19 protein-coding genes are annotated in these 24609 nt (G+C 70.0%); 11 read left to right on the top strand and 8 right to left on the bottom strand.

Annotated features, from left to right (window positions below):
• Positions 1 to 30: 30 nt before the first annotated feature.
• Together OG884_RS18015 and OG884_RS18010 are read right to left on the bottom strand one after the other, a co-directional pair.
• On the bottom strand, positions 31 to 699 hold the full coding sequence (locus tag OG884_RS18015; RefSeq protein ID WP_326646519.1) for a response regulator: 669 nt from the start codon (positions 697 to 699) through the stop codon (positions 31 to 33).
• Positions 700 to 923: 224 nt separating this feature from the next.
• Entirely contained in the window at positions 924 to 1892 is a 969-nt protein-coding gene (locus OG884_RS18010) for a magnesium transporter CorA family protein (RefSeq protein ID WP_326646517.1), read from the bottom strand.
• 217 nt (positions 1893 to 2109) lie between these two features.
• On the opposite strand from OG884_RS18010, the gene OG884_RS18005 reads away from it, so the two are divergent.
• Entirely contained in the window at positions 2110 to 2619 is a 510-nt protein-coding gene (locus OG884_RS18005; RefSeq protein WP_326646516.1) for a hypothetical protein, read from the top strand.
• 12 nt (positions 2620 to 2631) lie between these two features.
• Here the strand turns inward: OG884_RS18005 and OG884_RS18000 are convergent, their stop codons facing one another.
• Positions 2632 to 3867, bottom strand: a complete 1236-nt coding sequence (locus OG884_RS18000) for a benzoate/H(+) symporter BenE family transporter (protein WP_326646515.1) — start codon at positions 3865 to 3867, stop codon at positions 2632 to 2634.
• 105 nt (positions 3868 to 3972) lie between these two features.
• On the opposite strand from OG884_RS18000, the gene OG884_RS17995 reads away from it, so the two are divergent.
• The gene (locus tag OG884_RS17995; RefSeq protein WP_326646514.1) at positions 3973 to 4566 is read left to right on the top strand and encodes an XRE family transcriptional regulator; all 594 of its coding nucleotides are present in this window, start codon (positions 3973 to 3975) and stop codon (positions 4564 to 4566) included.
• Positions 4567 to 4617: 51 nt separating this feature from the next.
• On the opposite strand, the gene OG884_RS17990 is transcribed toward OG884_RS17995, so the two are convergent.
• Complete coding sequence (locus OG884_RS17990) at positions 4618 to 5364, bottom strand: MBL fold metallo-hydrolase (RefSeq protein ID WP_326646513.1); 747 nt, start codon at positions 5362 to 5364, stop codon at positions 4618 to 4620.
• A 110-nt stretch (positions 5365 to 5474) separates the two neighbouring features.
• Here OG884_RS17990 and OG884_RS17985 point away from each other — a divergent pair, with 110 nt between their 5' ends.
• Together OG884_RS17985 and OG884_RS17980 are read left to right on the top strand one after the other, a co-directional pair.
• The gene (locus OG884_RS17985) at positions 5475 to 6305 is read left to right on the top strand and encodes a putative RNA methyltransferase (RefSeq protein WP_326646512.1); all 831 of its coding nucleotides are present in this window, start codon (positions 5475 to 5477) and stop codon (positions 6303 to 6305) included.
• Between the two features lie 176 nt (positions 6306 to 6481).
• Positions 6482 to 8248: a S9 family peptidase gene (locus OG884_RS17980; protein ID WP_326646511.1), complete on the top strand. Its 1767-nt coding sequence runs from the start codon at positions 6482 to 6484 to the stop codon at positions 8246 to 8248.
• A gap of 160 nt (positions 8249 to 8408) precedes the next feature.
• On the opposite strand, the gene OG884_RS17975 is transcribed toward OG884_RS17980, so the two are convergent.
• Entirely contained in the window at positions 8409 to 9947 is a 1539-nt protein-coding gene (locus tag OG884_RS17975) for a PP2C family protein-serine/threonine phosphatase (RefSeq protein WP_326646510.1), read from the bottom strand.
• A gap of 120 nt (positions 9948 to 10067) precedes the next feature.
• On the opposite strand from OG884_RS17975, the gene OG884_RS17970 reads away from it, so the two are divergent.
• Positions 10068 to 14243 carry a HAMP domain-containing protein gene (locus OG884_RS17970; protein WP_326646509.1) on the top strand — a complete coding sequence of 1392 codons (4176 nt, stop codon included), beginning with the start codon at positions 10068 to 10070 and terminating at the stop codon, positions 14241 to 14243.
• Between the two features lie 3 nt (positions 14244 to 14246).
• Positions 14247 to 14879, top strand: coding sequence for a response regulator (locus tag OG884_RS17965; RefSeq protein ID WP_326646508.1), 633 nt, complete (start codon positions 14247 to 14249; stop codon positions 14877 to 14879).
• Between the two features lie 60 nt (positions 14880 to 14939).
• On the opposite strand, the gene OG884_RS17960 is transcribed toward OG884_RS17965, so the two are convergent.
• Entirely contained in the window at positions 14940 to 16175 is a 1236-nt protein-coding gene (locus OG884_RS17960) for an NYN domain-containing protein (protein WP_326646507.1), read from the bottom strand.
• 323 nt (positions 16176 to 16498) lie between these two features.
• The gene (locus OG884_RS17955) at positions 16499 to 18850 is read right to left on the bottom strand and encodes a zf-HC2 domain-containing protein (RefSeq protein WP_326646506.1); all 2352 of its coding nucleotides are present in this window, start codon (positions 18848 to 18850) and stop codon (positions 16499 to 16501) included.
• A 159-nt stretch (positions 18851 to 19009) separates the two neighbouring features.
• Between OG884_RS17955 and pyrE the strand changes: the two genes are divergently transcribed.
• The gene (gene pyrE, locus OG884_RS17950; protein WP_326646505.1) at positions 19010 to 19546 is read left to right on the top strand and encodes an orotate phosphoribosyltransferase; all 537 of its coding nucleotides are present in this window, start codon (positions 19010 to 19012) and stop codon (positions 19544 to 19546) included.
• A 144-nt stretch (positions 19547 to 19690) separates the two neighbouring features.
• Here pyrE and OG884_RS17945 read toward each other — a convergent pair whose 3' ends face one another.
• Positions 19691 to 20113: a hypothetical protein gene (locus OG884_RS17945; RefSeq protein ID WP_326646504.1), complete on the bottom strand. Its 423-nt coding sequence runs from the start codon at positions 20111 to 20113 to the stop codon at positions 19691 to 19693.
• 332 nt (positions 20114 to 20445) lie between these two features.
• Between OG884_RS17945 and fbaA the strand changes: the two genes are divergently transcribed.
• The 4 genes from fbaA (at position 20446) to OG884_RS17925 (ending at position 24604) form a co-directional block, all read left to right on the top strand.
• Positions 20446 to 21468: a class II fructose-bisphosphate aldolase gene (gene fbaA, locus OG884_RS17940; protein WP_326646503.1), complete on the top strand. Its 1023-nt coding sequence runs from the start codon at positions 20446 to 20448 to the stop codon at positions 21466 to 21468.
• Between the two features lie 168 nt (positions 21469 to 21636).
• Complete coding sequence (locus OG884_RS17935) at positions 21637 to 22056, top strand: DUF3151 domain-containing protein (RefSeq protein ID WP_326646502.1); 420 nt, start codon at positions 21637 to 21639, stop codon at positions 22054 to 22056.
• A 152-nt stretch (positions 22057 to 22208) separates the two neighbouring features.
• The gene (locus OG884_RS17930) at positions 22209 to 23492 is read left to right on the top strand and encodes an adenylosuccinate synthase (RefSeq protein WP_326646501.1); all 1284 of its coding nucleotides are present in this window, start codon (positions 22209 to 22211) and stop codon (positions 23490 to 23492) included.
• 185 nt (positions 23493 to 23677) lie between these two features.
• Positions 23678 to 24604, top strand: coding sequence for a glycerophosphodiester phosphodiesterase family protein (locus tag OG884_RS17925; RefSeq protein WP_326646500.1), 927 nt, complete (start codon positions 23678 to 23680; stop codon positions 24602 to 24604).
• Positions 24605 to 24609 lie beyond the last annotated feature (5 nt).

The following is a 24609-nucleotide window of genomic DNA, read 5'->3' as shown; positions in this document are numbered from 1 at the left end:
GGGGGTGTCCGCGGGTTGAGACCGGACCGGTCAGGGCAGGAAACGGTAGCCCATGCCGGGTTCGGTGAGCAGATGGACCGGGTGTGCGGGGTCGCGCTCCAGTTTCTTGCGTATCTGGGCCATGTACTGGCGCAGGTAGTTGGTCTCCTTGTGGTACGAGGCGCCCCAGACGTCGTTCAGCAGGCGGCGCTGGGTGATGAGCTTGCCGGGGTTGCGGACCAGTATCTCCAGCAGGCGCCACTCGGTGGGGGTCAGCCGCACGCCACCCGAGACGGTCTTGCCCGCCAGGTCCACCTCGTGCTCGCCGATCACCAACCGGGCCTGCTCCTCCTCGGGGACCGAGGTGCGTCGCGACACCGCGCGGATCCGGGCGAGCAACTCGTCGACGCCGAACGGCTTGATGATGTAGTCGTCCGCGCCTGCGTCCAGGGCCTCCACCTTGTCGTGGCCCTCGACCCGGCCGGACAGCACGATGATCGGGATGGTGCTCCAGCCGCGCAACCCGTGGATGACGTCCACCCCGTCCATGTCGGGTAGGCCGAGATCGAGCACGACCAGGTCGGGGTGCCAATCCGCGGCCTGGCGCAGGGCGGCGGCGCCGTCGGAGGCCACGGCCACCTCGTACCGGCGGGCGACCAGGTTGATCCGCAGCGCCCGCAGGAGCTGGGGCTCGTCGTCGACGACGAGGATGCGCGTCACGGGCCCTCCAGGGGCGCGGTCGCGGTTCGCGTCCACGGGAAGATGGGCAGCCGTCCTCGTACCATGCAGCTCGTCCTGTTCCGATCGCCGGATCCCTGCCGGATGCCGGGCCGGGGCCGGCGCCCTGACGGCCGGCCCCTTTCCATGGCCAGGCTACGGTGAGCGATGTCCGACCGGTCACGCGCCCGGCCAATGGACGCGGGACCGTGGGTCCCGGCGGGGGCTCAGAGCCAGTTGCGCTTCCGGAACGCCCGGTAGAGCAGGAGGGTGCCCACGACGATCAAAGCCGTGGACGTCCAGAACCCGAGTGACTGCCCGAAGCTCGGGTAGGGCACGTTCTGCCCGTAGAAACCGGTGATCATCGTGGGCACCGCGATGATCGCCGCCCAGCTCGTGATCTTCTTCATGATGTCGTTGAGCCGGAACCCCTGCTGGTTCACGTGGGCCTCGCGGACGTTGCCCACCAGGTCCCGCAGGGACTCGCTCCACTCCGCGGTACGCAACGTGTGGTCGTAGACGTCCTGGTAGTACGGGGTCAGACCGCGGTCCATGACGTCCTCCCCCCTGCGCAGCAGACTGCCCACGATCTCGCGCATCGGCACCGCCAGCCGCCGGAAGCGCACCAGCTTCTTGTGCGTCTCGAAGGTCCGGCGCTGGATGTGCTGCATGTCCCGGGAGTTGTCCCCGAAGAGATCGTCCTCCAGTTCCTCGATCCGGTCGTCCACCACCTGGAGGACGTCGAAGTAACCGTCCACGACGTGGTCAAGCAGGCCGTAGAGCAGGTAGGGCGCCCCGAACTTGGCCATGTCGGCGTTGACGTCCCAGCGCCTGATCACCTCGTCGATGTCGAACTCGGGGCTCTCCCTCACGGTGACCAGCGCGTTCTTGGTCACGAAGATCGAAACCTCGACGAAGTGGATCCCCTCCTCCGTGAGCTTCGCCGCGTAGGCGGTGATGAACAGGTGACTGTCGTAGGTGTCGAGCTTGGGGCGCTGCCCGCTGTGGACCGCGTCCTCGACGGCCAGGGGATGCAGACCCAGCTCCTCGCTGATCTTCGCCAGGTCCGCCTGGGTGGGGGAGCAGAGGTCGAACCAGACGACGGCCGAGCTGTCTCCCACGTGTTCGGAGACGTCGTCGATGGGGAAACCCTCGGCTTCCAGAACCCCGTTGCGATACAGGCGGGTGCGCTCCATGTGCGCCCACCCTAGACCCGCGACAGCGAGTCCGGAATCCCCGGTGGATCACATTCGCGGACCTCGTGTCAGCCTCCCCGGCGACGACCTCGTTCGCGGCCTCTTCCGGCGGCCTGTCCGTCATATTCCCCGGCGAACGCGGGGTTCCGGATGAATAATCCCGGCCGCCCGGGGCAGCGGCGCCTACCACAACAGCCGAAGCCTGAGGTGAGCTCACATGATAGTGCTGGGACTTCTCTTGGTCGTACTCGCGAGTGCGACCGTGATCGCGGTCTCCTGGGACGAGACCGCGGCATCGACCACCACCGCGACCTTCACGGTGTTCGACCGCGTGATCCAGCTCACCCAGCTGGAGCTCTTCTTCGCGGGTGTGGCCACGGGGGCGGTTCTCCTGCTCGGCCTGGGAATCATGTTCGCCGGGATGCGGCGCTCGTCCTCGCACCGTCGCAGGCTCCGTGCCTCGCGTGCGGAGGCTCGTGACCGTGTCACCCGCCTGGAGGAGGAGAAGCGGGAGCTGGAGCGAAAGCTCGAAGCGACCCCCGCCGCCTCCAGGACTCTCGCCGCCGCCACGGCTCCCGCGGCTCCCGCGGCCGACCGTGACCGTGACCGCGACGGCGTCGACGACCGCGCCGAGGACACCGCGCCCCACCCCCGGGTCGAGGTGCCCCACCAGTCCTCCACCGACCAGCTCGTGGCCGGTCGCCACGGGCGCTCGGACCGCCACTAGTCACATCTCCCCTCAGCCGGGACGGCCCACTGGCCGCTCCGGCTGAGGTGCATCCGGGCCGTCACCGTTCGCCATGGTCGTGTCCGGCGGAGTCTCAGGGGATTTCCGGCGGCGGTGCAGGACCGTCATGAGGCCACCGGCCACGAGCCCCCAGAAGGCTGCGCCGACGCCCAGGAGTGTCAGCCCCGAGGCGGTGACCACGAAGGTGACGGCAGCGGCCTGCCTGCCCTCGGGGTCGGCGACGGCGGAGGCGATGGCCGAGACGAACGCGCCGAGCAGGGCGAGACCTGCGACGGCCTCGATGAGCGACGACGGAGAGAGCAGGACGAGCGCCGCGGCCGGCCCCGAGGCGATCCCTAGGACGATCATCGAGGCGCCCGCGCTGACCGAGGCGATCCACCGGCGGGCCGGGTCGGGGTCGGCGTCGGGCCCGGCGGCCAGGGCGGCGCTGATCGCCGCCAGGTTCACCGCGTGGCCGCCCAGCGGAGCCCCCAGCGTGCTCGCCAGACCGGTGGAGACGAGGATCCCCCGCAGCGGGGGATGGTAGCCGTACCCGGCGAGGACCGCCATGCCCGGCACGTTCTGCGAGGCCATGGTGACCAGGAACAGCGGGAGCGCGATGCCGACCAGCGCCTGGGCGCTCCAGGACGGGGTAGTCACCTCCACCACCGGCCGCACGTCCACCGCTCCCGGCCCCGGCCCGGTCAGGGCGATCGCCGCGACGGCGACGAGGAGGGCCACCGGGATCGCCCACCCTCGGGCGAACCTGCTCAGCAGCGCCCAGGCGAGAACGGCGGGACCGGCCATCAGCGGTACCTCGGCGAGCGCCCTGACCGGCGCGACGCACAGGTCGAGCAGGACCCCGGCGAGCATGGCACCGGCGATCGGGGTGGGGATGGACGCGATCCATCGGCCCAGGGTGGGGAAGAGCCCGGCCGCGGTGAGGAGGAGCCCTGAGACCGCGAACGCGCCGACCGCGACGGGAAAACCGCCCTCCACGGGGCCGGTCGCGACCAGTAGCGCCACCCCGGGCGTGGACCAGGCGATGACGATCGGGACGCGCTGCCGCACTCCCAGCCAGATGGCCACCATGCCGCTGACCACGCAGAGCGCGAGCAGCCCTGACGCCGCCTGTCGCTGGTCGGCGCCCACGGCCCCGAGCCCGGCCAGGACCACGGCGAAGGAGCCGGCGAAACCGACCACCGCGGTGACCATCCCGGCCAGCACGGGTTGAAGCAGGCGTGTCATCTGTTGGTCCTCACACGAGGGGGTGCCGAAGGAGTGCCGAGGGGGTGCCGAGGGGGTGCCGACCGTTCCGTAAACGGAACGGGTCCGGTGCTGCACGATAGCCTCATGGACTCCGAAGCACAACGCCCTCGCCCCGCCGTGGACGGCGGCATGGCCGACATCGGGCGGCGGATCCGCCGGCTGCGTGAAGAGCGCGGTATCTCCCTGTCCGCCCTCGCCCGCGGCGCCGGTGTCGGCAAGGCCACGCTCTCCGGCCTGGAGAACGGCACCCGCAACCCCACGCTGGAAACCCTCCAGCGCATCACCGCCGAGCTCGGCGTCCCCCTGGCCATGGCCTTCGGCACACCGGCGCCGGATGGTTCGGACACCACCCCCGGCGGGAGCCGGCCCCCCGTCATCCACGGAACCGCCGTGGAGGGAACGCTGCTCCAGGTCTTCGAGGACGAGGAGGTCACCTACGAGCTCTACCGGCTGGTGATCCGCCCGGGGGCGCCACAGGTCTCGCCCGCCCACCACGGGGGCGTCACCGAACATGTGACCGTCTTCGCCGGCACGCTCAGCGCGGGACCGGCCGACGCTCCCCTGCGGGCCGGTCCCGGCGAGCACATCTCCTGGCGGTCGGACGTTCCGCACACGTACGCCGCCCTCGGCGACCAGGACGTCCACGTCGGCCTGCTCATCCGCTACCCGCGCCGCTGATACCGGCGGCCCGGCGAGCGGGTAAGGGACCCCGCGCCCGGCTGTCTCCCGTCAGACGATCCGGGTGAAGGGCTCGGCGAAGTGGGCGGTGCCGATCATTCCCCGTTCCGCCCTGACCCGATCGAGCAGCTCCACTCGCGTGGCCGCGGCCAGCTCGGGGTCGTCGTCGTAGAGGTAGGTCACCCGCGGGTTCTCCAGCTGCACCGGATGCAGCACCACGTCGCCGGTCAGCACCAGATCGCCGACCTGGACGACCTGATGGCCGGGGGTGTGCCCCGGCGCGAGCAGCACCCGGATGCCGGGCAGCACCTCCGCACCGCCGTCCACGCGCTGCACCCGCTCGCCCAGCGGCCGGACGACGTGATCCAGGACCGCCTCGGCCACCGCGTCGATCTCCGCGCGTTGCAGGACGTACCGGGCGTTGGGGAAGACCGGTGCCCCCGCGATCACCGCCCCGCTCGCGTGGTCGCTGTGCAGGTGCGTAATGACCACCGCGTCCACCTCCTCGGGGGCCGTTCCCACCCGGGCCAGCTCCGCGCCCAGTGCGCCGGGCACCGGCGCCCAGCTCGACGCGGGCGAGTCGCCGGGGCCGATGCCCGTGTCCACGAGCACCGTACGGCCCGCCGCGTCGCGCAGCAGGTAGCAGTGGAAGTGCAGGATCCACTCGTCCGTCTCACCGTGGCGGCCACCGGGGAACATCTCCCGTATCGGGCGCCGGATCGAGTCGCCCATCGGCCCCACCCCGTCGCACAGCGGGAACACCTCGACCCCTGCGACCGTTATCGGCTGGTGAAGCATCCGCTCTCCTGTTCGATCGGGTGGTGCCTGCCCCCTCATGGGGACGTTGCTCGCATCGTAGGGACATTTCATGACAATTCGACTGCGGCGGAACGCGAGATGATGGAGCGATGCTGGACGATGTCGTCGAACACCTCGCCTGCCCGGTCTGCGGAGGTGCCCTGGCCCTTCACGACCGGGTCCTCGGGTGCGCCCTGGGGCACGGCTTCGACGTGGCCAGGCAGGGATACGTCAGCCTGCTGACCGGGTCGCGGGTGCCGGGGACGGCCGACAGCGCGGCCATGGTGGCGGCCAGGGACGTCTTCCTCGGCGCCGGGCACTACGCCCCCCTCGCCGAAGCGATCGCCGGCGCCTGCCCTCCCTGCGCGAAGGCGGTGGCGGACGCCGGGGCCGGGACGGGCCACTACCTGGCGCGGGTGCTCGACGAGCTGCCGGGGGCCGTCGGAGTGGCGCTGGACGTCTCCAAGCACGCGATCAGACGGGCCGCACGGGCGCACCCCCGGCTGGGGGCGGTGGTGGCCGACGTCTGGAGGCCGCTGCCGCTGAGAGGTGACACGATAGATGTGCTTCTGAATGTGTTTGCCCCAAGAAATGGGGCAGAGTTTGCCCGAGTTCTCAGGAGTGACGGTGAGCTTGTCGTGGTCACACCCACCTCGCGGCACCTCGTGCCACTGGTGGAGCGGCTAGGACTCCTGTCGGTGGACGAGTCGAAGGAGCGACGGATGGCGGAGAGCCTGAGCGAACACTTCGTCGAGACCGGCCGGAGCACCCATGAGTTCGAGATGACTCTGGGGCACGATGCGGTCAGGGCGGTCGTGGGAATGGGGCCCAGCGCCTGGCACACGGATAAGGAAGTTATGTGGAGAAAAATCCAGGAACTTCCTGAAATGAGCCTTGTAGAGGCCTCTTTCCGTATGTCTATCTTTAAGCGCCGCCTCTGAGCAAGCTGTGTGCTTGACAGCTACCTTCGGGACACCTGTTACTGATGTGACTTTTAGTCCGAAATTCCCGGACATTACTCAAGCAATTACCCGTTGAAGACGACATACTGGACCGCAATCCGGCGAGCCCGCGACTGAACGCGTGAAGCTGACGCCTTGACGGAGGGAAGCGCTCTATGAAGGCGGAGGAACGCTGGCAGTCCAGGTTCCGCGCGCCGCGCGCGACGCTGCCCGTGTGGGCGGTCCAGGCTCCCAGCCGGTCCGTCTACCGCAGCAACGCCTCGGGGGCGTGGGAGGTCTACGCCTGGGACCGCGCGGGCGGCTCAGCCCGCCAGGTGACCTCACGCCCCAAGGGCACCCGGTACGGGGCGCTCGACCCCACCGGACAGTGGATCTGGTGGTTCGACGACACCGACGGCGACGAGTGGGGCCGGTGGATGCGCCAGCCCTTCTACGGCGGCCCCGACGAGCCGATCGACCTCGCCCCCGGTTTCCCCTCCGGAATCGGGCTATCGGCGACGGGTGAGGCGGTCGTCGGCATGGCCAGGCCCGGCCGTGGCTTCACCGTCCATCTCGTCAGACCGGGTGAGCCCGCTCGGACGATCTACGAGCACGCCGAGGCCGCCGCCGTCTCCGCCGTCTCCCTGGACGGCTCGCTGATCGCGATCAGCCACAGCGAGCACGGTGACGCCCGGCACCCCGCGCTGCGCGTGCTCCGGCGCGGCGGCCAGGTCGTCGGCGACCTGTACGACGGTCCCGGCAAGGGGGTCTCCGGCCTGCGCTTCGCACCGCTGTCCGGAGACCGCAGGCTGCTCACCCTGCACGAGCGCAGGGGCCGCCGCGAACCCCTCGTCTGGGATCCGGAAACCGGCGACCAGCGGGAGATCTGGCTGCGTGACGCGGGAGAGATCACCGCCGACTGGTACGGCGACGGCCGTTCGCTGCTCGTCGTGCGGGGCAACCGCGGCCGCACCCACCTGAGCCGCTACGACCTTCCCGGCGGCGGGTTCTTCCCGATCGAGACCCAGCACGGCGTGATCGACGCCGCCGCGCCCCGCCCCGACGGCTCCGTCGAGTACTCCTGGTCCAGTGGTGCCCACCCGCCTCTGATCCGGTCAACCAGCGGTCACGTGGTGATGAACCACGGCGGCCCCACCTCACCGCCGTCGGTCCCGGTCGAGGACGTGGACGTGGAGGGTCCCGGCGGCCGCATCCACGCCCTGGTCTCGCGCCCCGAGCGCGGCTCCGGCCCCTTCCCCACGGTCTTCCTCCTGCACGGTGGGCCCACCTCGCAGGACGACGACTCCTTCGTGCCACAGGTGGCCGCCTGGGTGGACCTCGGCTTCGCGGTCGTACGGGTCAACTACCGGGGCTCCACCGGGTACGGCTCGAAGTGGCGAAACGCCCTCAGCGGCGACGTCGGGCACATCGAACTGGCCGACGTGGCCGCCGTCAGGGACGCCATGGTCGACCGCGGCGTCTGCGACCCCGACAGGCTGGTGCTGTCCGGTGCCTCCTGGGGCGGCTACCTCACGCTGCTCGGCCTGGGCACCCAGCCCAAGATGTGGGCGGCGGGCATCGCCACGGTGCCGATCGCCGACCACGCGGCCACCTACGCGGAGGAGCCGGAGGCACTGCGCTCCTACCACCGCGCGCTGCTCGGCGGCTCACCCGAGGAGCAGCCGGAGCGATACACGGGCAGCTCGCCGATCACCTACGTCGACCAGGTCGAGGCGCCGCTGCTGATCCTCGCCGGAGAGAACGACCCGATCTGCCCGATCGGGCAGATCGAGGCGTACGTGGCCAGGCTCGCCGGGCGCGACCATGAGCACGAGGTCTACCGCTACGACGCGGGCCACGGCTCACTGGTCGTCTCCGAGCGCATCGCGCAGATGTCGGCGCAGCTGGACTTCGCCCGCAGACACGTGAAGACCGACATCTAACGCCTGCCCGGCGGACCTCGCCGTGGCGAGGACCGGTCGGACGGTGCCTCGCGAGCGGAGGGAACCACGGCGTGCCGCGGTGACCGATCGCGGTGGGCAAGAGATCCACAGGACGGTGCGGTCAGGCCCTGTCAGCGTGCTCGCAGGACCACGACCCCTGTCAGCGTGCTCGCAGGACCACGATCGCCATGTCGTCGGCACTCGGCTCGGGGGCGAAGTCCTGGACGGCGCGGCGGATCCGCTCCGCAACCGCCCGCGCCGACAGGCCCGCGCACTCGGCGAGCAGCTTGGCCAGGCCCGCTTCGTCGTCGAGCAGCCGCCCGTCCCTGCGGCGCTCGGTGACCCCGTCGGTCACCGCGAGGAGCACGTCACCGGGGTCGAGGTGGACGACCTCCGCCTTGAAGGTCGCCTCGGGGAAGACGCCGAGCAGCGGCTGGGAGGTCACCACCGTCTCCACGGCGCCGCTGGGCCGCAACCGCAGCGCCTCCGGGTGGCCTGCGGAGACCATCGACACGTTCAGGCCGCTCGGCACGGGCGTGATCTCCCCGTGCAGCAGCGTCAGGAAACGGGCGCGGTCGCCCTCCTCAAGGATGGCCTGGTTGAGGCGGTCGAGGACGGCGGCCACACCGTACCCCTCCCGGGCGAGCAGGCGCAGGGTGTGGCGGGCCAGGCCGGTGACCGCGGCGGCCTCGGGACCGGTCCCGCAGACGTCGCCCACCGCGAACCGCCAGGACTTGTCACCGGCCGCGAACAGGTCGTAGAAGTCGCCGCCGACCTCGTTGGTCTCCCCCGCGGGCTCGTAGACCACCGCGTAGTCGAGGCCGGGGATCTCACCCGGCTCGTCGGGAGGGAGCAGGCTGCGCTGGAGCGCCCGGTTGGCCGCCGCCTGGGTGGCGTACAGCAGGGCGTTGTCCAGGGCGAGGGCGGCACGCCGGCCGATGTCCTCGGCGTACTGGAGCACGTCCTCGGTGAACCGGTCGGGCCGTCCAAGGCACATCGCCCCCAGCGTGCGCCCGCGCGCGAGAAGCGGGATGATCAGCACCTGCGAGTCGGCGAGCTGCATGGAACCCCCGGTCTGCGGGATCTGGACGGCGGCGAGCTCCTCCCGGAGTTCGTCGATGCGCCGCTCATCGGTGTGCCAAAGGTAGGCTGGACGCTGCGGGCCGCCGCCGTTGCTCCATGTGTAGACGGCGCACCAGGTGGCCAGCCTCGGCACCACGATCTGCGAGATGATCGCGGGCACCATGTCAGGATCGAGGGTGCCCGCCAGCAGGTCGCTGGCGTCGGCGAGAAAACCCATCCAGATAGGCCCGCGGCTGGGCTCCTCGGCGGTCCACTCCGAGGACGGCCGCCCGGAGGAGCCGGGCAGCCGGAGCCTGGCCCAGTGCGTGCACTGCTGACCGGCGAAGGTGACACCCCACTCCTCCACCGGTACGGACGGAGCCACGGGGCTCGGTTCGGGGGCCCGCCGCCGGCGCACCTCGATCTGCAGCCCGTCCCCCAGATGGCTCCAGACGACCTCGAAAGAGACGTCGGTCACCTGCGACGACAGCTCGGCAGCCAGCCGCTCGGCGGCCGCCAGCACGGGCGCGGCGGCCCAGGCGGTCATCACCTCTATGGTGAACCGCCTGACGGCGGGGACGGCCGTGTGTCCCGGGGCGAAGGTCGCTGCCAGGACGGCGCGAGGAGCACTGGTCACTGTTCCGTGACTACCACACTTCCCGTTGACATGGGGTGAATCGAAGGTGGGACTACACAATGCGCACCGTGACAGACTGGGGTGACTCGCGGCTGCGCCCCCGGGAGTCAAGGAGGTCATATGACCACGGTCAACACCGTGCCCGACGTCGAGGAGCGACGTTACAGCGAATCGGACCTACGACCGATCCTGCAGACGCTGATCACCTGGCGCGACGGCGATTTCCGCCGCCGGGTGCCACACGCCCCGCCGGGAATCCTCAGCGAGATCCGGCTGCTGCTCAACGAAGTGGCCGACCGCCGTGAGCATCTGGCCAACGAGCTGCACAGGGTCCGCCGCGAGGTGGTGAAGGAGGGCCGCTTCGCCGAGCGCCTCAGCCCCGGTCCCGGCGTGGGCTCGTGGGCGGAGAGCGTCGATTCGGTCAACTCGCTGATCGAAGCGCTCGTCGGCCCGGTCAGCGGGGCGGCGGACGTGATCGACGCGGTGGCCAAGGGTGACCTGTCCCGCCGGATCGACCTCGACCGCGCTGCCAGAGGTGAGGTGCGCCGCCTCGGCAAGGCGATCAACGGCATGGTCGACCAGCTGTCGATGTTCACCTCCGAGGTCACCCGGGTCGCCCGCGAGGTCGGCACCGAGGGCCAGCTCGGCGGCCAGGCACAGGTGCGCGGCATGGCGGGAAGCTGGCGCGACCTCACCGAGGCCGTCAACACCATGTCCAGCCGCGTCTCGGCGCAGGTCCGCGACATCGCGGCGGTGACCACCGGGGTCGCGCGGGGCGACCTGAGCCGCAAGGTCACCGTCGACGCGGTCGGCGAGATGTTCGAGCTGAAGAACACCGTCAACACGATGGTCGACCAGCTGCTGGCGTTCGCCGAGGAGGTCACCCGGGTCGCCCGCGAGGTCGGCACCGAGGGCCAGCTCGGCGGCCAGGCCCAGGTGCGCGGCGTCTCCGGCGTCTGGAAGGACCTCACCGACAACGTCAACGTGATGGCGGGCAACCTGACCACCCAGGTCCGCGCGATCGCCGCGGTGTCCACCGCGGTGGCCCAGGGCGACCTGTCCAAGAAGATCACCGCTGACGCCCAGGGCGAGATCCTCCAGCTCAAGGACACGCTCAACACCATGGTCGACCAGCTGTCGATGTTCGCCGACGAGGTCACCCGGGTCGCCCGCGAGGTCGGCACCGAGGGCCAGCTCGGCGGCCAGGCCCGGGTCCGCGGCGTCTCCGGCGTCTGGAAGGACCTCACCGACAACGTCAACTCCATGGCCAACAACCTGACCTACCAGGTCCGCAACATCGCCGAGGTCACCACCGCCGTCGCCAACGGCGACCTGACCCGCAAGATCGACGTGAACGCCCAGGGCGAGATCCTCGCCCTGAAGACCACGATCAACACCATGGTCGACCAGCTGTCCTCCTTCGCCTCCGAGGTGAGCCGGGTCGCCCGCGAGGTCGGCTCGGAGGGCCAGCTCGGCGGCCAGGCCCAGGTGCCCGGCGTCTCCGGCACCTGGAAGGACCTCACCGACAACGTCAACGTGATGGCCAACAACCTGACCACCCAGGTGCGTCAGATCGCCGCGGTGTCCACCGCGGTGGCCCAGGGCAACCTGTCCAAGAAGATCACCGCTGACGCCCAGGGCGAGATCCTCCAGCTCAAGGACACGCTCAACACCATGGTCGACCAGCTGTCGATGTTCGCCGACGAGGTCACCCGGGTCGCCCGCGAGGTCGGCACCGAGGGCCAGCTCGGCGGCCAGGCCCGGGTCCGCGGCGTCTCCGGCGTCTGGAAGGACCTCACCGACAACGTCAACTCCATGGCCAACAACCTGACCTACCAGGTCCGCAACATCGCCGAGGTCACCACCGCCGTCGCGTCCGGCAACCTGACCCGCAAGATCGACGTGAACGCCCAGGGCGAGATCCTCGCCCTGAAGACCACGATGAACACCATGGTCGACCAGCTGTCCTCCTTCGCCTCCGAGGTCACCCGGGTCGCCCGCGAGGTCGGCTCGGAGGGCCAGCTCGGCGGCCAGGCCCGCGTCGAGGGCGCCGAGGGCATCTGGAAGCGCCTCACCGAGAACGTCAACGAGCTCGCCGCGCGCCTCACCACCCAGGTGCGCGCCATCGCCGAGGTCACCACCGCCGTCGCCACCGGCGACCTGACCCGCTCCATCACCGTCGACGCCGAGGGTGAGATCGGCGAGCTGAAGGACAACATCAACATGATGGTGGCGGTGCTGCGCGACACCACCACCGCCAACCAGGAGCAGGACTGGCTGAAGTCCAACCTGGCGAGGATCTCCCGCCTCATGCAGGGCCATCGCGACCTGATGGAGGTCGCCAAGCTCATCATGAGCGAGCTGACCCCGCTGGTGTCGGCTCACTACGGCGCCTTCTACCTCGCCGAACCCACCGGCGACCACGACCTGCACCTCATCGCCGGATACGGCATACGTCCCGGCAAGGGTCCTCGGCAGCGGTTCGCCACCGGCGAGGGCATCGTGGGCCAGGCCGCGCTGGAGGGCAGGGGGATCATCCTCGGCAACGTGCCCGCCCGCTACCTGACCGTCGGCACCGGCCTCAGCACCTCCACACCCGCGCAGATCGTCGTGCTGCCGGTCCTGTTCGAGACCCAGGTGCTCGGCGTACTGGAACTGGCCTCGTTCAGCGAGTTCAGCGAGATCCACCACGACTTCCTGAACCAGCTCGTCGAGACCATCGGTGTCACGATGAACACGATCATCGCCAACTCCCGTACCGAGGACCTGCTGACCGAGTCGCAGCGCCTGACCACCGAGCTACGAGAGCGTTCCGACGAGCTCCAACGCCAGCAGGAGGAGCTGCGCCGCTCCAACGCCGAACTGGAGGACAAGGCGGCGCTGCTGGCCAAGCAGAACCGGGCCATCGAGATCCAGAACTTCCAGATCGAGCAGGCCCGGCGCACCCTGGAGGAGCGTGCCGAGCAGCTCGCGGTCTCCTCGCGCTACAAGTCCGAGTTCCTCGCCAACATGTCCCACGAGCTGCGCACCCCGCTGAACAGCCTCCTCGTGCTGGCCAAGCTGCTCACCGAGAACGCCGACGGCAACCTCACCGCCCAGCAGGTGGAGTTCGCCAGGACGATCCACGGCGCCGGCTCGGCCCTGCTCCAGCTGATCAACGACATCCTCGACCTGTCGAAGGTCGAGGCGGGGCGGATGGACATCCATCCCCAGCAGATCTCCCTGCCCAAGCTCGTCGACTACTTCGAGGCCACCTTCGCCCCGCTGGCCCAGGACAAGGGCCTGTCGTTCACCGTCGAGGTCGACCCGTCGATACCGCAGGAGCTCCGCACCGACGAGCAACGTCTCCAGCAGGTGCTGCGCAACCTGCTCTCCAACGCGATCAAGTTCACCCCCAAGGGTGAGGTACGGCTGCACGTGATCCACGCCGGTCGCTCCGTCGCCTTCGTGGACGACACTCTGCGCGGCGCCGACGGCATCCTGGCCTTCGAGGTGGTCGACACCGGCATCGGTATCGCCTCCGACAAGCTGGAGGTCATCTTCGAGGCGTTCCGCCAGGCCGACGGCACCACCAGCCGGAAGTACGGCGGGACGGGTCTGGGCCTGTCCATCTGCCGCGAGATCGCCCGCCTGCTCGGCGGTGAGATCCACGTGGTCAGCAAGGTCGGCGAGGGCAGCACCTTCACCCTCTACCTACCGCCGTCCTACGGCGGCCCGCTGGCCTCACGCGACGGCGGGGCGAGCGCCCCCAGCGCCTCTCCCCGCAACCGGGCGCTCATCGGCGTGCTCGAAGGCTCCGACGACCTGCCGGAACTGACCCGGGGCGACGACATGCCCCTGCCGCACTTCCCGCAGGTCGAGGGTAAGCCGTGGAAGGGCGACGACCCGCTGACCGGGGCGAAGATCCTGATCGTGGACGACGACATCCGCAACGTGTTCGCCCTGACCAGCGTGCTCGAACGCTACGGCTCCACGGTGATCTACGCGGAGAACGGCCGCGAGGGCATCGAGCAGCTGGAACGCAACGAGGACGTCGCCCTCGTCCTGATGGACATCATGATGCCGGAGATGGACGGCTGGGCCACCACCTCCGCGATCCGCCGGATGCCCCAGTTCGCGGACCTGCCGATCATCGCGCTGACCGCTAAGGTCATGCGAGGCGACCGGGAGAAGAGCATCGCATCCGGCGCCTCCGACTACGTGCCCAAGCCGGTGGACGTCGACCGTCTGCTGGAACGGCTACGCGGCTGGCTGACCAGGGGCAAGCCGGCCGGCGACTCCAACGAAGGCGTGTGACCGATGCCGGACAGAGCCAAGATCCTCCTGGTGGACGACCGGGAGGAGAACCTGATCGCGCTGGAAGCCATCCTCAGCTCGCTCGATCTGATACCGGTCCGGGCGAAGTCGGGGGAGGAGGCGCTGAAGGCCCTGCTCGGCACGGAGTTCGCGCTGATCCTGCTCGACGTCCGCATGCCGGGCATGGACGGGTTCGAGACGGCGGCCCACATCAAGCGCCGCGAGCGCACCCGCAACATCCCGATCATCTTCCTGACCGTGGTCGACAGCGCGCCCGACTACGCCTTCCGCAGCTACGCGGCGGGCGCCGTCGACTACCTCACCAAGCCCTTCGACCCCTGGGTGCTTCGGGCCAAGGTCGCGGTGTTCGTGGAGCTCTACAACATGAACCGCAGGCTGGCGGAGCAGGCCGTCATGCTCCGCGAACGCCTCGGCACGGAGCTGCCGCCCGGTGAGGCGGCCGACCAGGCGACCGTGCTGCCCGAGCTGTCCAAGCGCCTGACCGCGGTCGAGGACGTGCTCTCCCGGGTCGCCGAGCTGGCTCGCAGGAACGGCGATTCCAGCCTCGCGGGCCCGGTGTCGGACCTGGCCAATCGCCTCAACCACCTGCGCGCCGGCTTCGACGCCCTCATCTGACGGGCGTTCCCCGACAGCGCGGCCGGGCGTTTCCGACGCGCGGATTCGATCCGGCCCGCCTCAACGGCGGGCGCGCTCCAGGGCGTCCCAGAAGCCACGGCGCAGGGCATGGCGGACCTCGTCGTGCAGCAGGAAGTCGATCGGCAGGGAGGAGCCCTGGAGCAGACGTGCCTCCAGGTCGGAGGGCATCCGGGGCTTGCGGGCGAGGACCGCCTCCAGCCACAGGGCGGGCGCGTCCTTGGCGACGGACTCGCCGAAGTCGTGGCCTTCCTTGTGCGCGGCCTTCACCGCGTCGGAAAGGGTCGTCGCGGCACCGGTTCCGGCGCTCTGCATGGGCACGGGGGCCGGTTGAGGGCCGGTGTAGGCACCCATCTGCGACGCCTGGTAGCTCGGCATGCCGCCGGTGTTGCCCAGCGAGTACTGCGGGGCCGGCGGCAGCGGGCCGGTCGAACCGTTGGCGGCGTGCGGCGGCGCGGAGGCGTGCGGGAGTGGGGGCGCCTGGAGTGGCGGCGTCTGCAGTGGCGGCGTCTGGAGTGGGGGCGTCTGGAGTGGCGGGGCGATTGGGGTGGCCGGGGTGACCGGCGACTCCTGGGTGTAGCTCGAATAGGCCGACGGCAGCGCGTGCTGGGCGTGGGCCGCGCGGGGTGTCTGGACCGCGGGGACGGGACTGGTGACCGGGGAGCCGTTGCTGCCGCGGGCTGTGACGGAGCGGCCGTTGGTGCCGTGCTGATGGCCGTTGACCGCCTGGGGCGGTGCCTCGTCGCCGATCAGGCTGACGTGGGGCCGCAGCTGGCCGGCCCCGATCTCGATCAGGTCGTCGCACTCCTGGCGCAGCGTGCGGGAGACGGCCCAGCTGCCGTCGGCGCTGATGTGCACCACGGTGACCCGGACGCCGAGATCCTGGGCGTCGCAGACGACCTGCGCCAGGTCCTCGTCGCCGCTGACCACGACCGCGTCGCAGACCGCGCCGTTGCGGGCCAGCGTCATCAGGTCACGGTGGACCTGAGCGTCGACGCCCTCACGGCGGCCGGGGCGGATGCGCGACAGGCGGAGCTTGAGGCCGGGGATGTCGGCCAGCGTGTCGTGCTCGGGAGTGCGCCGGCCCTCCACTGTCGCCTCGTACCAGTAACAGCGGAGCAGCGGCAGGCCGGTGCGCTCTCTCGACAGCTTGTTGAGCAGTTGGAGCAGCCCCGGGTAATCCCAGGAGACCGCCTCGCGGTGGCGGGTTCCGTGCACCGCCATCGCGCCGTCGGCCAGCAGGTAACCGGCGTCCACGAACAGCGCGCAACGATCCACTTGACACCGCCCTTCCTACGTGGCCCGATCCTCTGGCTCAGACAAGCCCGAAAGAGCCCAGACAGACGGCCCTTCCTCAGGGTAATCAAGCGGCTGACCATCCGAGGGTGAATCCCCACGATTCCACCCGCGCTCGACCATACGCCGGACCATTTACGCAGACCGTACCAGTTTGTCCCGTTCGTCAACCCCCTCCGCGAGGTGTTACTCCGCCATCCATTTCCCGAAGTCCCGCACCAGGCCTCCGTCGCACAGGAGGCCTGGCATTTCTCCCCGTAGCCTGCGGGCCACACGCGCCGTCACGGAGCGGGCCACACGCGCCGTCACGGAGCGGTCCGCACGCTCACCACCGCCACGCCGAAAAGCAGGACGTCCTGGCGCGTGCCGAGCTCCAGCACCGGGGCGTGGCCGAGGCGTGCCCGGAAGTGATCCACGTCCGTGCCGAAGGTAGTGCCGGTGCCCCTCGCCCCGGCGGCGGATCCATCGAAGGGATTACCCGGGTCCCGTCCCCGTCCGGCGGGCCGCAGGGTCCGGCCACCGAGCCTCACCCGATCACCCGCGACGCCCGCGTCACCCTCCCAGGTCACCAGGGCCATCTTCACGGGCGCGTCGGTGGGCGTCAGCCCACCGAGCGGTATCCGCACCGAGCGATGCCCCGGGTCCAGCACCGTCGCGGTGTCGACCACGACGGCCTGGCTGTACGGTCTGCGCGGGTCGGCCACAATGACCACCAGGCTCCATCCGGCATGGCGCGAGATGCCCGGCCGTATCGAGGCGTCGGCCACCCAGTACGTCCCGCGAGCCCTGCCCAGCAGTCGCGTCACATCGGCGAACGCCTGGTAGCCCCGCCCCACCGGCAGCTCTCGCTCCACCACCCGCGCGGCCCTGACCTGCCGGTACTCCTCTTCCCCTGGCACCTTGAGCTTGATCCGCACGCTGGGGGGCGCGCTCGCCGACCAGTAGAGTCCCGCCCAGACCACCTTGCTGGCCGCCGGCAGGACGAGCCGGGCGGCGCTCGACGAGCTCGTCGACGGATCCCCGTCACGATCGAGGGGCCGCATCTCCCAACTGTTGTTGTCGCGTCTGTTGCCTTGCCCCGCGCGGGCGGCCTCGCATCCGGGCTCCGAGGGCGCGCAGCTCAGCAGGGTGTTTCCGATCGCGGAGACGGCCACCCGGCCGTCGGTGGCGAACCGTGCCGGGGCGCCCCGCGCCCGTACGCCGCTGCGCGACCTGGCCGCCACCCGCGTCCCCGCCGTGGAGACCGTGACCGAGGGCACCGCCCCGTAGGCCGCGTCGTCCGACACCAGGACTCTCAGGAAGACCGCCGTGGCCCGGCCCGGCGGCAGCGGACCGCGGACGCAGCGGGCACCTCGGTTCCACGCCCGGCAGGACCAGCCGTCGACCGTGCCGACCGGGGTGACGGCACCGGCGGAGTGTCCCCCGCGGGATCCGGACGGCAGCGTCACGCCTCGTGGCAGCCCGACGTCGGCGACGACCTCCTCGCTCTGTCCACGACCCGCGTTGCGCAGCCGCACCGCCACGATGCCGGCCTCGGACCTGATCAGGGCACCGAGCGCGTCGATCCTGGCCACCAGGCGGGGCGCGAGCCAGGAGCCCGACCGGCCACCCTGCGCCGTTCCCGCCGTTCCCGCCGTTCCTGGCCTGGCCTCGGACAACTCGGTACCGCTGCCCCCGCCGGTCGCCTGCGCCTGCCCGGAGGGGGGCGGTACGGCTCCTGGGATCTCCGGCGACGACTCCCGCGGGCCGTAGGGAGCCGGCGCCGGGGCCATGACGATCGGCTCGGAGGCCGCGCTCGGTGGGAGCACGGACTCTTCGGCCGACACCAGCACGAGTGCGGTCGCCACCGCGACCGCGGTGACGGCCGCACCGGCCACGACGGCACGCCGCACGGATCGGGGAACCTGCCGCCAGCGGCCGGGCAGCCCGCCCCCCGTCGTGACACCCATCCTGCCGAGCGCCGCCAGATAGGCGGGGAACGCGGGACCGACGATGAGCGGACCGATGACGGAGCGAATGCTCTGGCCGATGCCGGTCAGTTCCGTGAGCACCGCGCGGCAGCCCGAGCAGCCGTCCAGGTGCTCGCCCACTATCCTGCTCTGTTCCCCGGCCAGGTCACCGCGGATGTAGGGGCCCAGCCTGGCCAGTACTGGCCGGCACTCGGGTGCGGCCGTCTCGGCCAGGTGGATGCGCAGGCACGCCTGGCGCATCCCCTCCCGTGCCCGGTAGGCGAGCGCGGCCGCCCCGTTTACGGTCAGGCCGAGCAGGAGTCCGGTGTCGTCGAGCCTGGCCCTCTCGACCTCGGCGTGCCACAGGACGAGCTGCCACCTCTCGGGCATGGCGCGAAAAGCCCTGGCCACCGGCGAGCCTTCCAGATCCGCCGCGTCGGAGAGATCACCGACGATACGGCGGAGGGCGGTGAGCAGGTGGACGCGGAACGCCTGCTCCGGGCCGTCTCCCTGATCGATCACGTGGTGGACCGTCGCGAACGCCTCCTCCACGACCCCCTCGACCCCGCTCTCGCCGGGGAGGAGCAGACGACCCAGTGCGTACGCCGCGGGAGCGTGCCGCTGGTGGAGCACCCAGTAGGCGGCCACGTCGCCGTTCCTGGTGGCAGCCAGCAGTTCAGCGTCGCCTTGAGATGTTTTCACACTCATTGTGACCTCACCATTACCCGGAGTTGCCTGCCGGATAATCCCGCAGTCCGCGCCGTGCGTAAACCCGGATCGCACTTTTGCCACCCGGGGGCCGGATCGGCGCCGTTCCTCGGTGGCCCCGGATCCGGTGGCCTTCCGGACCGCCCTAACCTTGGTGCCATGAGCGATCACGAGAACCTGCTGACAGAGATCAAGGGCAAGGGCGTGGTGCACGGCAAGGTCGTGTTGTCCTCGGGCCAGGAGGCCGACTTCTACGTGGACATGCGCCGGGTGACCCTCGACGGGCAGGCGGCACCGCTGGTGGGGCGGGTCATGCTGGACCTCACCGAGGATCTCGACTACGAGGCGGTCGGCGGGCTGACGCTGGGCGCCGACCCGGTGGCGACCGCCATGCTGCACGCGGCGGCGGCGCGGGGCAGGACGCTCGACGCGTTCGTGGTCCGCAAGGCACAGAAGGCCCACGGCATGCAGCGCCGGATCGAGGGGCCGGATGTGGCGGGGCGTCGGGTGCTGGCGGTGGAGGACACCTCCACGACCGGCGGATCCCCGCTGACCGCGGTGGAGGCGCTGCGCGCGGCGGGCGCCGAGGTCGTGGCGGTCGCCACGATCGTGGACCGGGGAGCCTCCCAGGCGATCGCCGAGGCCGGGCTTCCGTACCGGACCGCCTACACCCTGGCCGACCTCGGCCTGGACTAGCCGACCGATTCTCGCCACAGCGAGAGCGGCTCCGACCTTCCGTCGCACGAGGGCGCCCTCTGAGCGCCCTCCGCGCCCCCTCTGAGCGCCCTCCGCGCGCCCTCTGACCGATTCTCGCCACCGCGAGATCCGCCGGAGGCGGGCCTAGTCGCGGGAGACCGTGAACTCCTGGCGCTTCCCCGCCCCACCGGGTGACCGGACGGCCCCGTTCACCTGGACACGGACCGCGGCGGAGTCGGCCAGGACGACGTCGACCTTGGGATCGAAGGACTGGAACCGCTCGTCCTTGACCATCTCCCGGTCGAGCAGCACATCCCCCCCGGTGACCTTCAGGAAGACCGTGGGGCAGCGCTCCCGCAGGCACTCGACGAGGACGGTCGGAACCCGTTCGGCGGAGGCGGAGGCGGAGGCGGCAGGAGAGACGTCCGGCGGTGACGCGGTGGTGGCCGACGGGGGCGTCTCAGTGCCGGAGCCGAGACCGCCGAACAGCGAGAGAACCCCCACCACGATCAGGACGACGAGCGCCAGCGCCGCCAGTCCGACGAGGGCCAGGCGGGCGATACCCATGGGGTCAGACCTGTGGCGTCCCACATAGTGGAGATTAGCGGTTCGTGAGGATATTTCATGACTGACCGGGCAGATCATCCCCGAAGACCTGGAAACCAAAGAGATCCGCTATATCCGCCCAGTTCACACCAGAGATCCCGCACCGGCGGGCATCCGGAGTCCTCTGAAAATCTCCTGCCGGTGGGCGCCGTAACCGCGCCGGGGACACATCTGTGCGGACCGAAGTGGTGGCGGAGCTATCCGGTTGGGAAAGAACCCGGAATACTGGTCCATGGGCAATGTCCGCATAGCCCCGTGCCAGCTGTTCACAGCCGTCTCCAGGAGATGACACGATGCCCATCGCGACCCCAGAGGTCTACGCCGAGATGCTCGACCGGGCCAAGGCGGGAGGTTTCGCCTATCCGGCCATCAACGTGACCTCGTCACAGACCCTCAACGCCGCGCTCAGAGGGTTCGCCGAGGCGGAGAGCGACGGCATCGTCCAGGTGTCGACCGGCGGTGCCGATTTCCTCTCCGGCACCACGGTCAAGAACATGGTGACCGGCTCGGTGGCACTGGCGGAGTACGCCCGTGTCGTCGCGGCCAACTACCCCGTGACGATCGCCCTGCACACCGACCACTGTCCCAAGGACAAGCTGGACGGTTTCGTGCGCCCGCTGCTCGACATCTCCCTGGAGCGGGTGGCCAGGGGTGAGGATCCCCTCTTCCAGTCACACATGTGGGACGGCTCCGCCGTGCCGCTGGACGAGAACCTTGAGATCGCCAGGGAGCTCATCGAGAAGACCGCCCGCGCGAAGATCGTCCTTGAGGTGGAGATCGGCGTGGTCGGCGGCGAGGAGGACGGCGTCGTCGGCGAGATCAACGAGAAGCTCTACACCACCCCCGAGGACGCCCTCGCGACCGCCGAGGCGCTTGGTCTGGGGGAGCGTGGCCGCTACATGCTCGCCGCGACCTTCGGCAACGTGCACGGCGTCTACAAGCCCGGCCACGTCAAGCTCCGCCCGAGCGTGCTCAAGGAGATCCAGGACGCGGTCGGCGCCAAGTACGGCAAGGAGAGGCCGTTCGACCTGGTCTTCCACGGCGGCTCCGGCTCGCTACTCGAGGAGATCCACGAGTCCATCTCCTACGGCGTGGTGAAGATGAACATCGACACCGACACGCAGTACGCCTTCACCCGCCCGATCGTCGACCACATGTTCAGGAACTACGACGGCGTGCTCAAGGTCGACGGCGACGTCGGCAACAAGAAGGTGTACGACCCCCGCTCGTACGGCAAGGCCGCCGAGACCTCGATGGCGGCGCGCATCGTCGAGGCCGCCCAGAACCTCAAGTCGGCGGGTACCAAGATCTCCTAATGGCCCGGTAGCGAACGTCGGCCGGGAATTCTCCGTAGGGAAAAAGTATCTTGATCCGGGTAAAACTGGTCGATGTTCGGAGAGTTCCCGCCAGGCCAAGATCGGCTTCCGGAAAGTCTTCGGGGCCGATCTTGGCCTGGCACGCGTTCACCAGATAGGACTGTCGCTATGGAATCGCACGAGAACCTTCTCGCCGGCCCGCCGCCCACCCTGCTCCCGGACCTGCCCGAAGCTCGACAGGCACTGGAGTCCGGCGCCCAACCATCCGATGTCGCCGCGCGTTTCCCCGCCTATCCGACCGCCTGGGCGGCGCTCGCGGACGAGTACTTCGCGGCGGGACACGCCGTGACGTCGTACGCCTTCGCCCGCACCGGTTACCACCGAGGCCTGGACCAGCTCCGCAGGGCGGGCTGGAAGGGGCACGGCCCGATCCCCTGGGAGCATCTGCCCAACCAGGGATTCCTGCGATGCCTGCACGCACTGGCCCGCGCCGCCCAGAGCATCGGGGAGAAGGAGGAGGCCGAGCGGTGTTTCCAGTTCCTCAAGGACTCCAGCGCCGAGGCGTTCAAGGAGCTGACCGGTCGCTGATCCGGCCCCGATCCACCCCTTGATCTGCCCGTGGGATCTCTCGCCCCGAGGTGGGAGATCCCCATTTCGGACGCCGTCGGGTATTCTCACCACGCAAGAGCCCCTGTAGCGATTGCGCCAGGGGTTTTCGTTTTTGCGGTGGGAGAATCACAATGCCGGCTGTCGTTCTCGTTGGTGCCCAGTGGGGCGATGAGGGCAAGGGGAAGGCGACCGACCTGCTCGGTGATCAGGTCGACTACGTCGTCAGATACCAGGGAGGCAACAATGCGGGCCACACGGTCGTCATCGGCGACCAGAAGTACGCGCTGCATCTGTTGCCGACCGGAGTGCTCTCACCGAACGTCGTCCCCGTGATCGGCAACGGCGTCGTCATCGACCCGGGTGTGCTGCTGAGCGAGATCGACGGGCTCAAGGCCCGGGGGGTCTCCTCCGAGCGGCTGCTGATCTCCGCCAACGCGCACCTGATCATGCCTCACCACAAGGCCCTCGACAAGGTCACCGAGCGCTACCTCGGCAAGGCCAAGATCGGCACGACCGGGCGCGGCATCGGTCCCGCGTACGGTGACAAGATCTACCGGATGGGCGTGCGGGTCCAGGACCTGCTGGACCCGGGCATCCTGCAGAAGAAGATCGAGGTCGCGCTGGGCGAGAAGAACCAGATCCTCACCAAGATCTACAACCGTCGGGTGATCGACGCGAACAAGGTCCTGGACGAGTATCTCGGCTACGCCGAGCGCCTGAAGCCGCACATCGCCGACACCTCGCTGATCCTCAACAGGGCCCTGGACGAGGGCAAGGTCGTGCTGCTGGAGGGTGGCCAGGGCAACCTGCTCGACATCGACCACGGCACCTACCCGTTCGTCACCTCCTCCTCCCCGACGAGCGGCGGCGCCTGCTCGGGTTCCGGCATCCCGCCGACCCGGCTCACCCGCGTGATCGGCATCCTGAAGGCGTACACCACCCGCGTCGGCTCGGGTCCGTTCCCGACCGAGCTCGACGACGAGATGGGCGAGTGGCTGCGCACCACCGGCGGCGAGTACGGGGTGACCACCGGGCGCAACCGCCGCTGCGGCTGGTTCGACGCGGTCATCGCCCGGTACGCCACCCGTATCAACGGCGTCACCGACTACTTCCTCACCAAGCTGGACGTGCTGTCCGGCCTGGAGAGGATTCCCGTCTGCGTCGCCTACGAGGTGGACGGCCTCCGGTATGACGAGATCCCGATGACCCAGACCGACTTCCACCACGCCAAGCCGGTGTACGAGGAGTTCCCCGGCTGGCAGGAGGACATCACCGGTGCCAGGAGCTTCGAGGACCTGCCCGCCAACGCGCAGGCGTACGTGAAGGCCCTGGAGCAGATGAGCGGCTCCAGGATCTCCGCGATCGGCGTCGGCCCCGGCCGCACCGAGACGCTCCAGATCCACCCGATGATCTAGGCCCTGCCCTGCGGATCTTTTGCCTACTGCGGTCGGTCAGGTGGTGTCTCGCAGGCGAGGCGCCACCTGACAACGGTGAGCAAAAGAGCCAATGGCCCGGTTTCGGCCGGTACGGCCTGCGGTCGGCGTCGCCGAGGCGCGAGCCGTACCGGGAGATCGGTACGCGGGATGGATAAGGTCCCTGTGTGCATGCCGAGATTCACGGTCACCGTGGGGCCCGTGGGCTCCGTCCCGAGAACACCCTGCCCGGTTTCGCCCACGCCCTGGAGCTGGGCGTCGACGCGCTGGAACTCGACGTCGCGCTGACCGCCGATCGGCGGCCGGTGCTCACACACGACCTCACCGTGTCCGCTGTGACCAGCGTCGACGTCCGGCCCGCCTTCCGCGACGACCCCGCCTTCCCGTACGTGGGCAGGCCCGTCGGCGAGCTCACGCTGGCGCAGCTGCGCACGCTGGAGTGCGGGGTGCGGGTGCCGCGTCACCCCGAAGACCGTTTCGCCCCGACCCAGCTGCCGGTGCCGAACACCCGGATGCCGACCCTGGGATCGGTCCTGGGGCTGCTGGACGCCTACGGAGCCGACGGGGTGCGGGTGCACGTGGAACTCAAGTCGGACCCGACCAGGCCCGATCTGAGCGCCGACCCCGGTGAGTTCACCGAGCTGGTGGTCGCCGAGCTCGACCGGCACCGCAGGCTCGACCTGGCGGCCATCCTCAGTTTCGACTGGCGCATCCTGCGGATCGCCCGCTCTCTGGCCCCCGCGACCGGGCGGTACGCCCTGATCGAGCGCGCCACCATGGACGACGCCTGGCTCGACGGCCTCCATCTGGAGGACTTCGGCGGCGACATCCCGGCCGCCGCCGCCGAGGCCGGGGGCACCACGCTCTCCCCCGACCATGTACTGGTCGACTCCGAGCTCGCCCTGCGAGCGGAGAAGGCCGGCCTGCCGCTGGCCGTGTGGACCGTCAACGAACCCGGCCGGGCGGCCGAGCTGCTCGATCTCGGGGTGGCCGCGATCGTCACCGACTATCCCGACCGGATGATCGCCCTGTGGGCCGAGCGGGGCATGCGTGTCCCTGAACCGGTCACCCCCGCCCGCCCGATGAGCGCCTGAGGGCT

This window comes from Streptosporangium sp. NBC_01755, assembly GCF_035917995.1.
Lineage (GTDB): Bacteria > Actinomycetota > Actinomycetes > Streptosporangiales > Streptosporangiaceae > Streptosporangium.
This window is presented reverse-complemented; position numbering and strand designations above follow the sequence as displayed.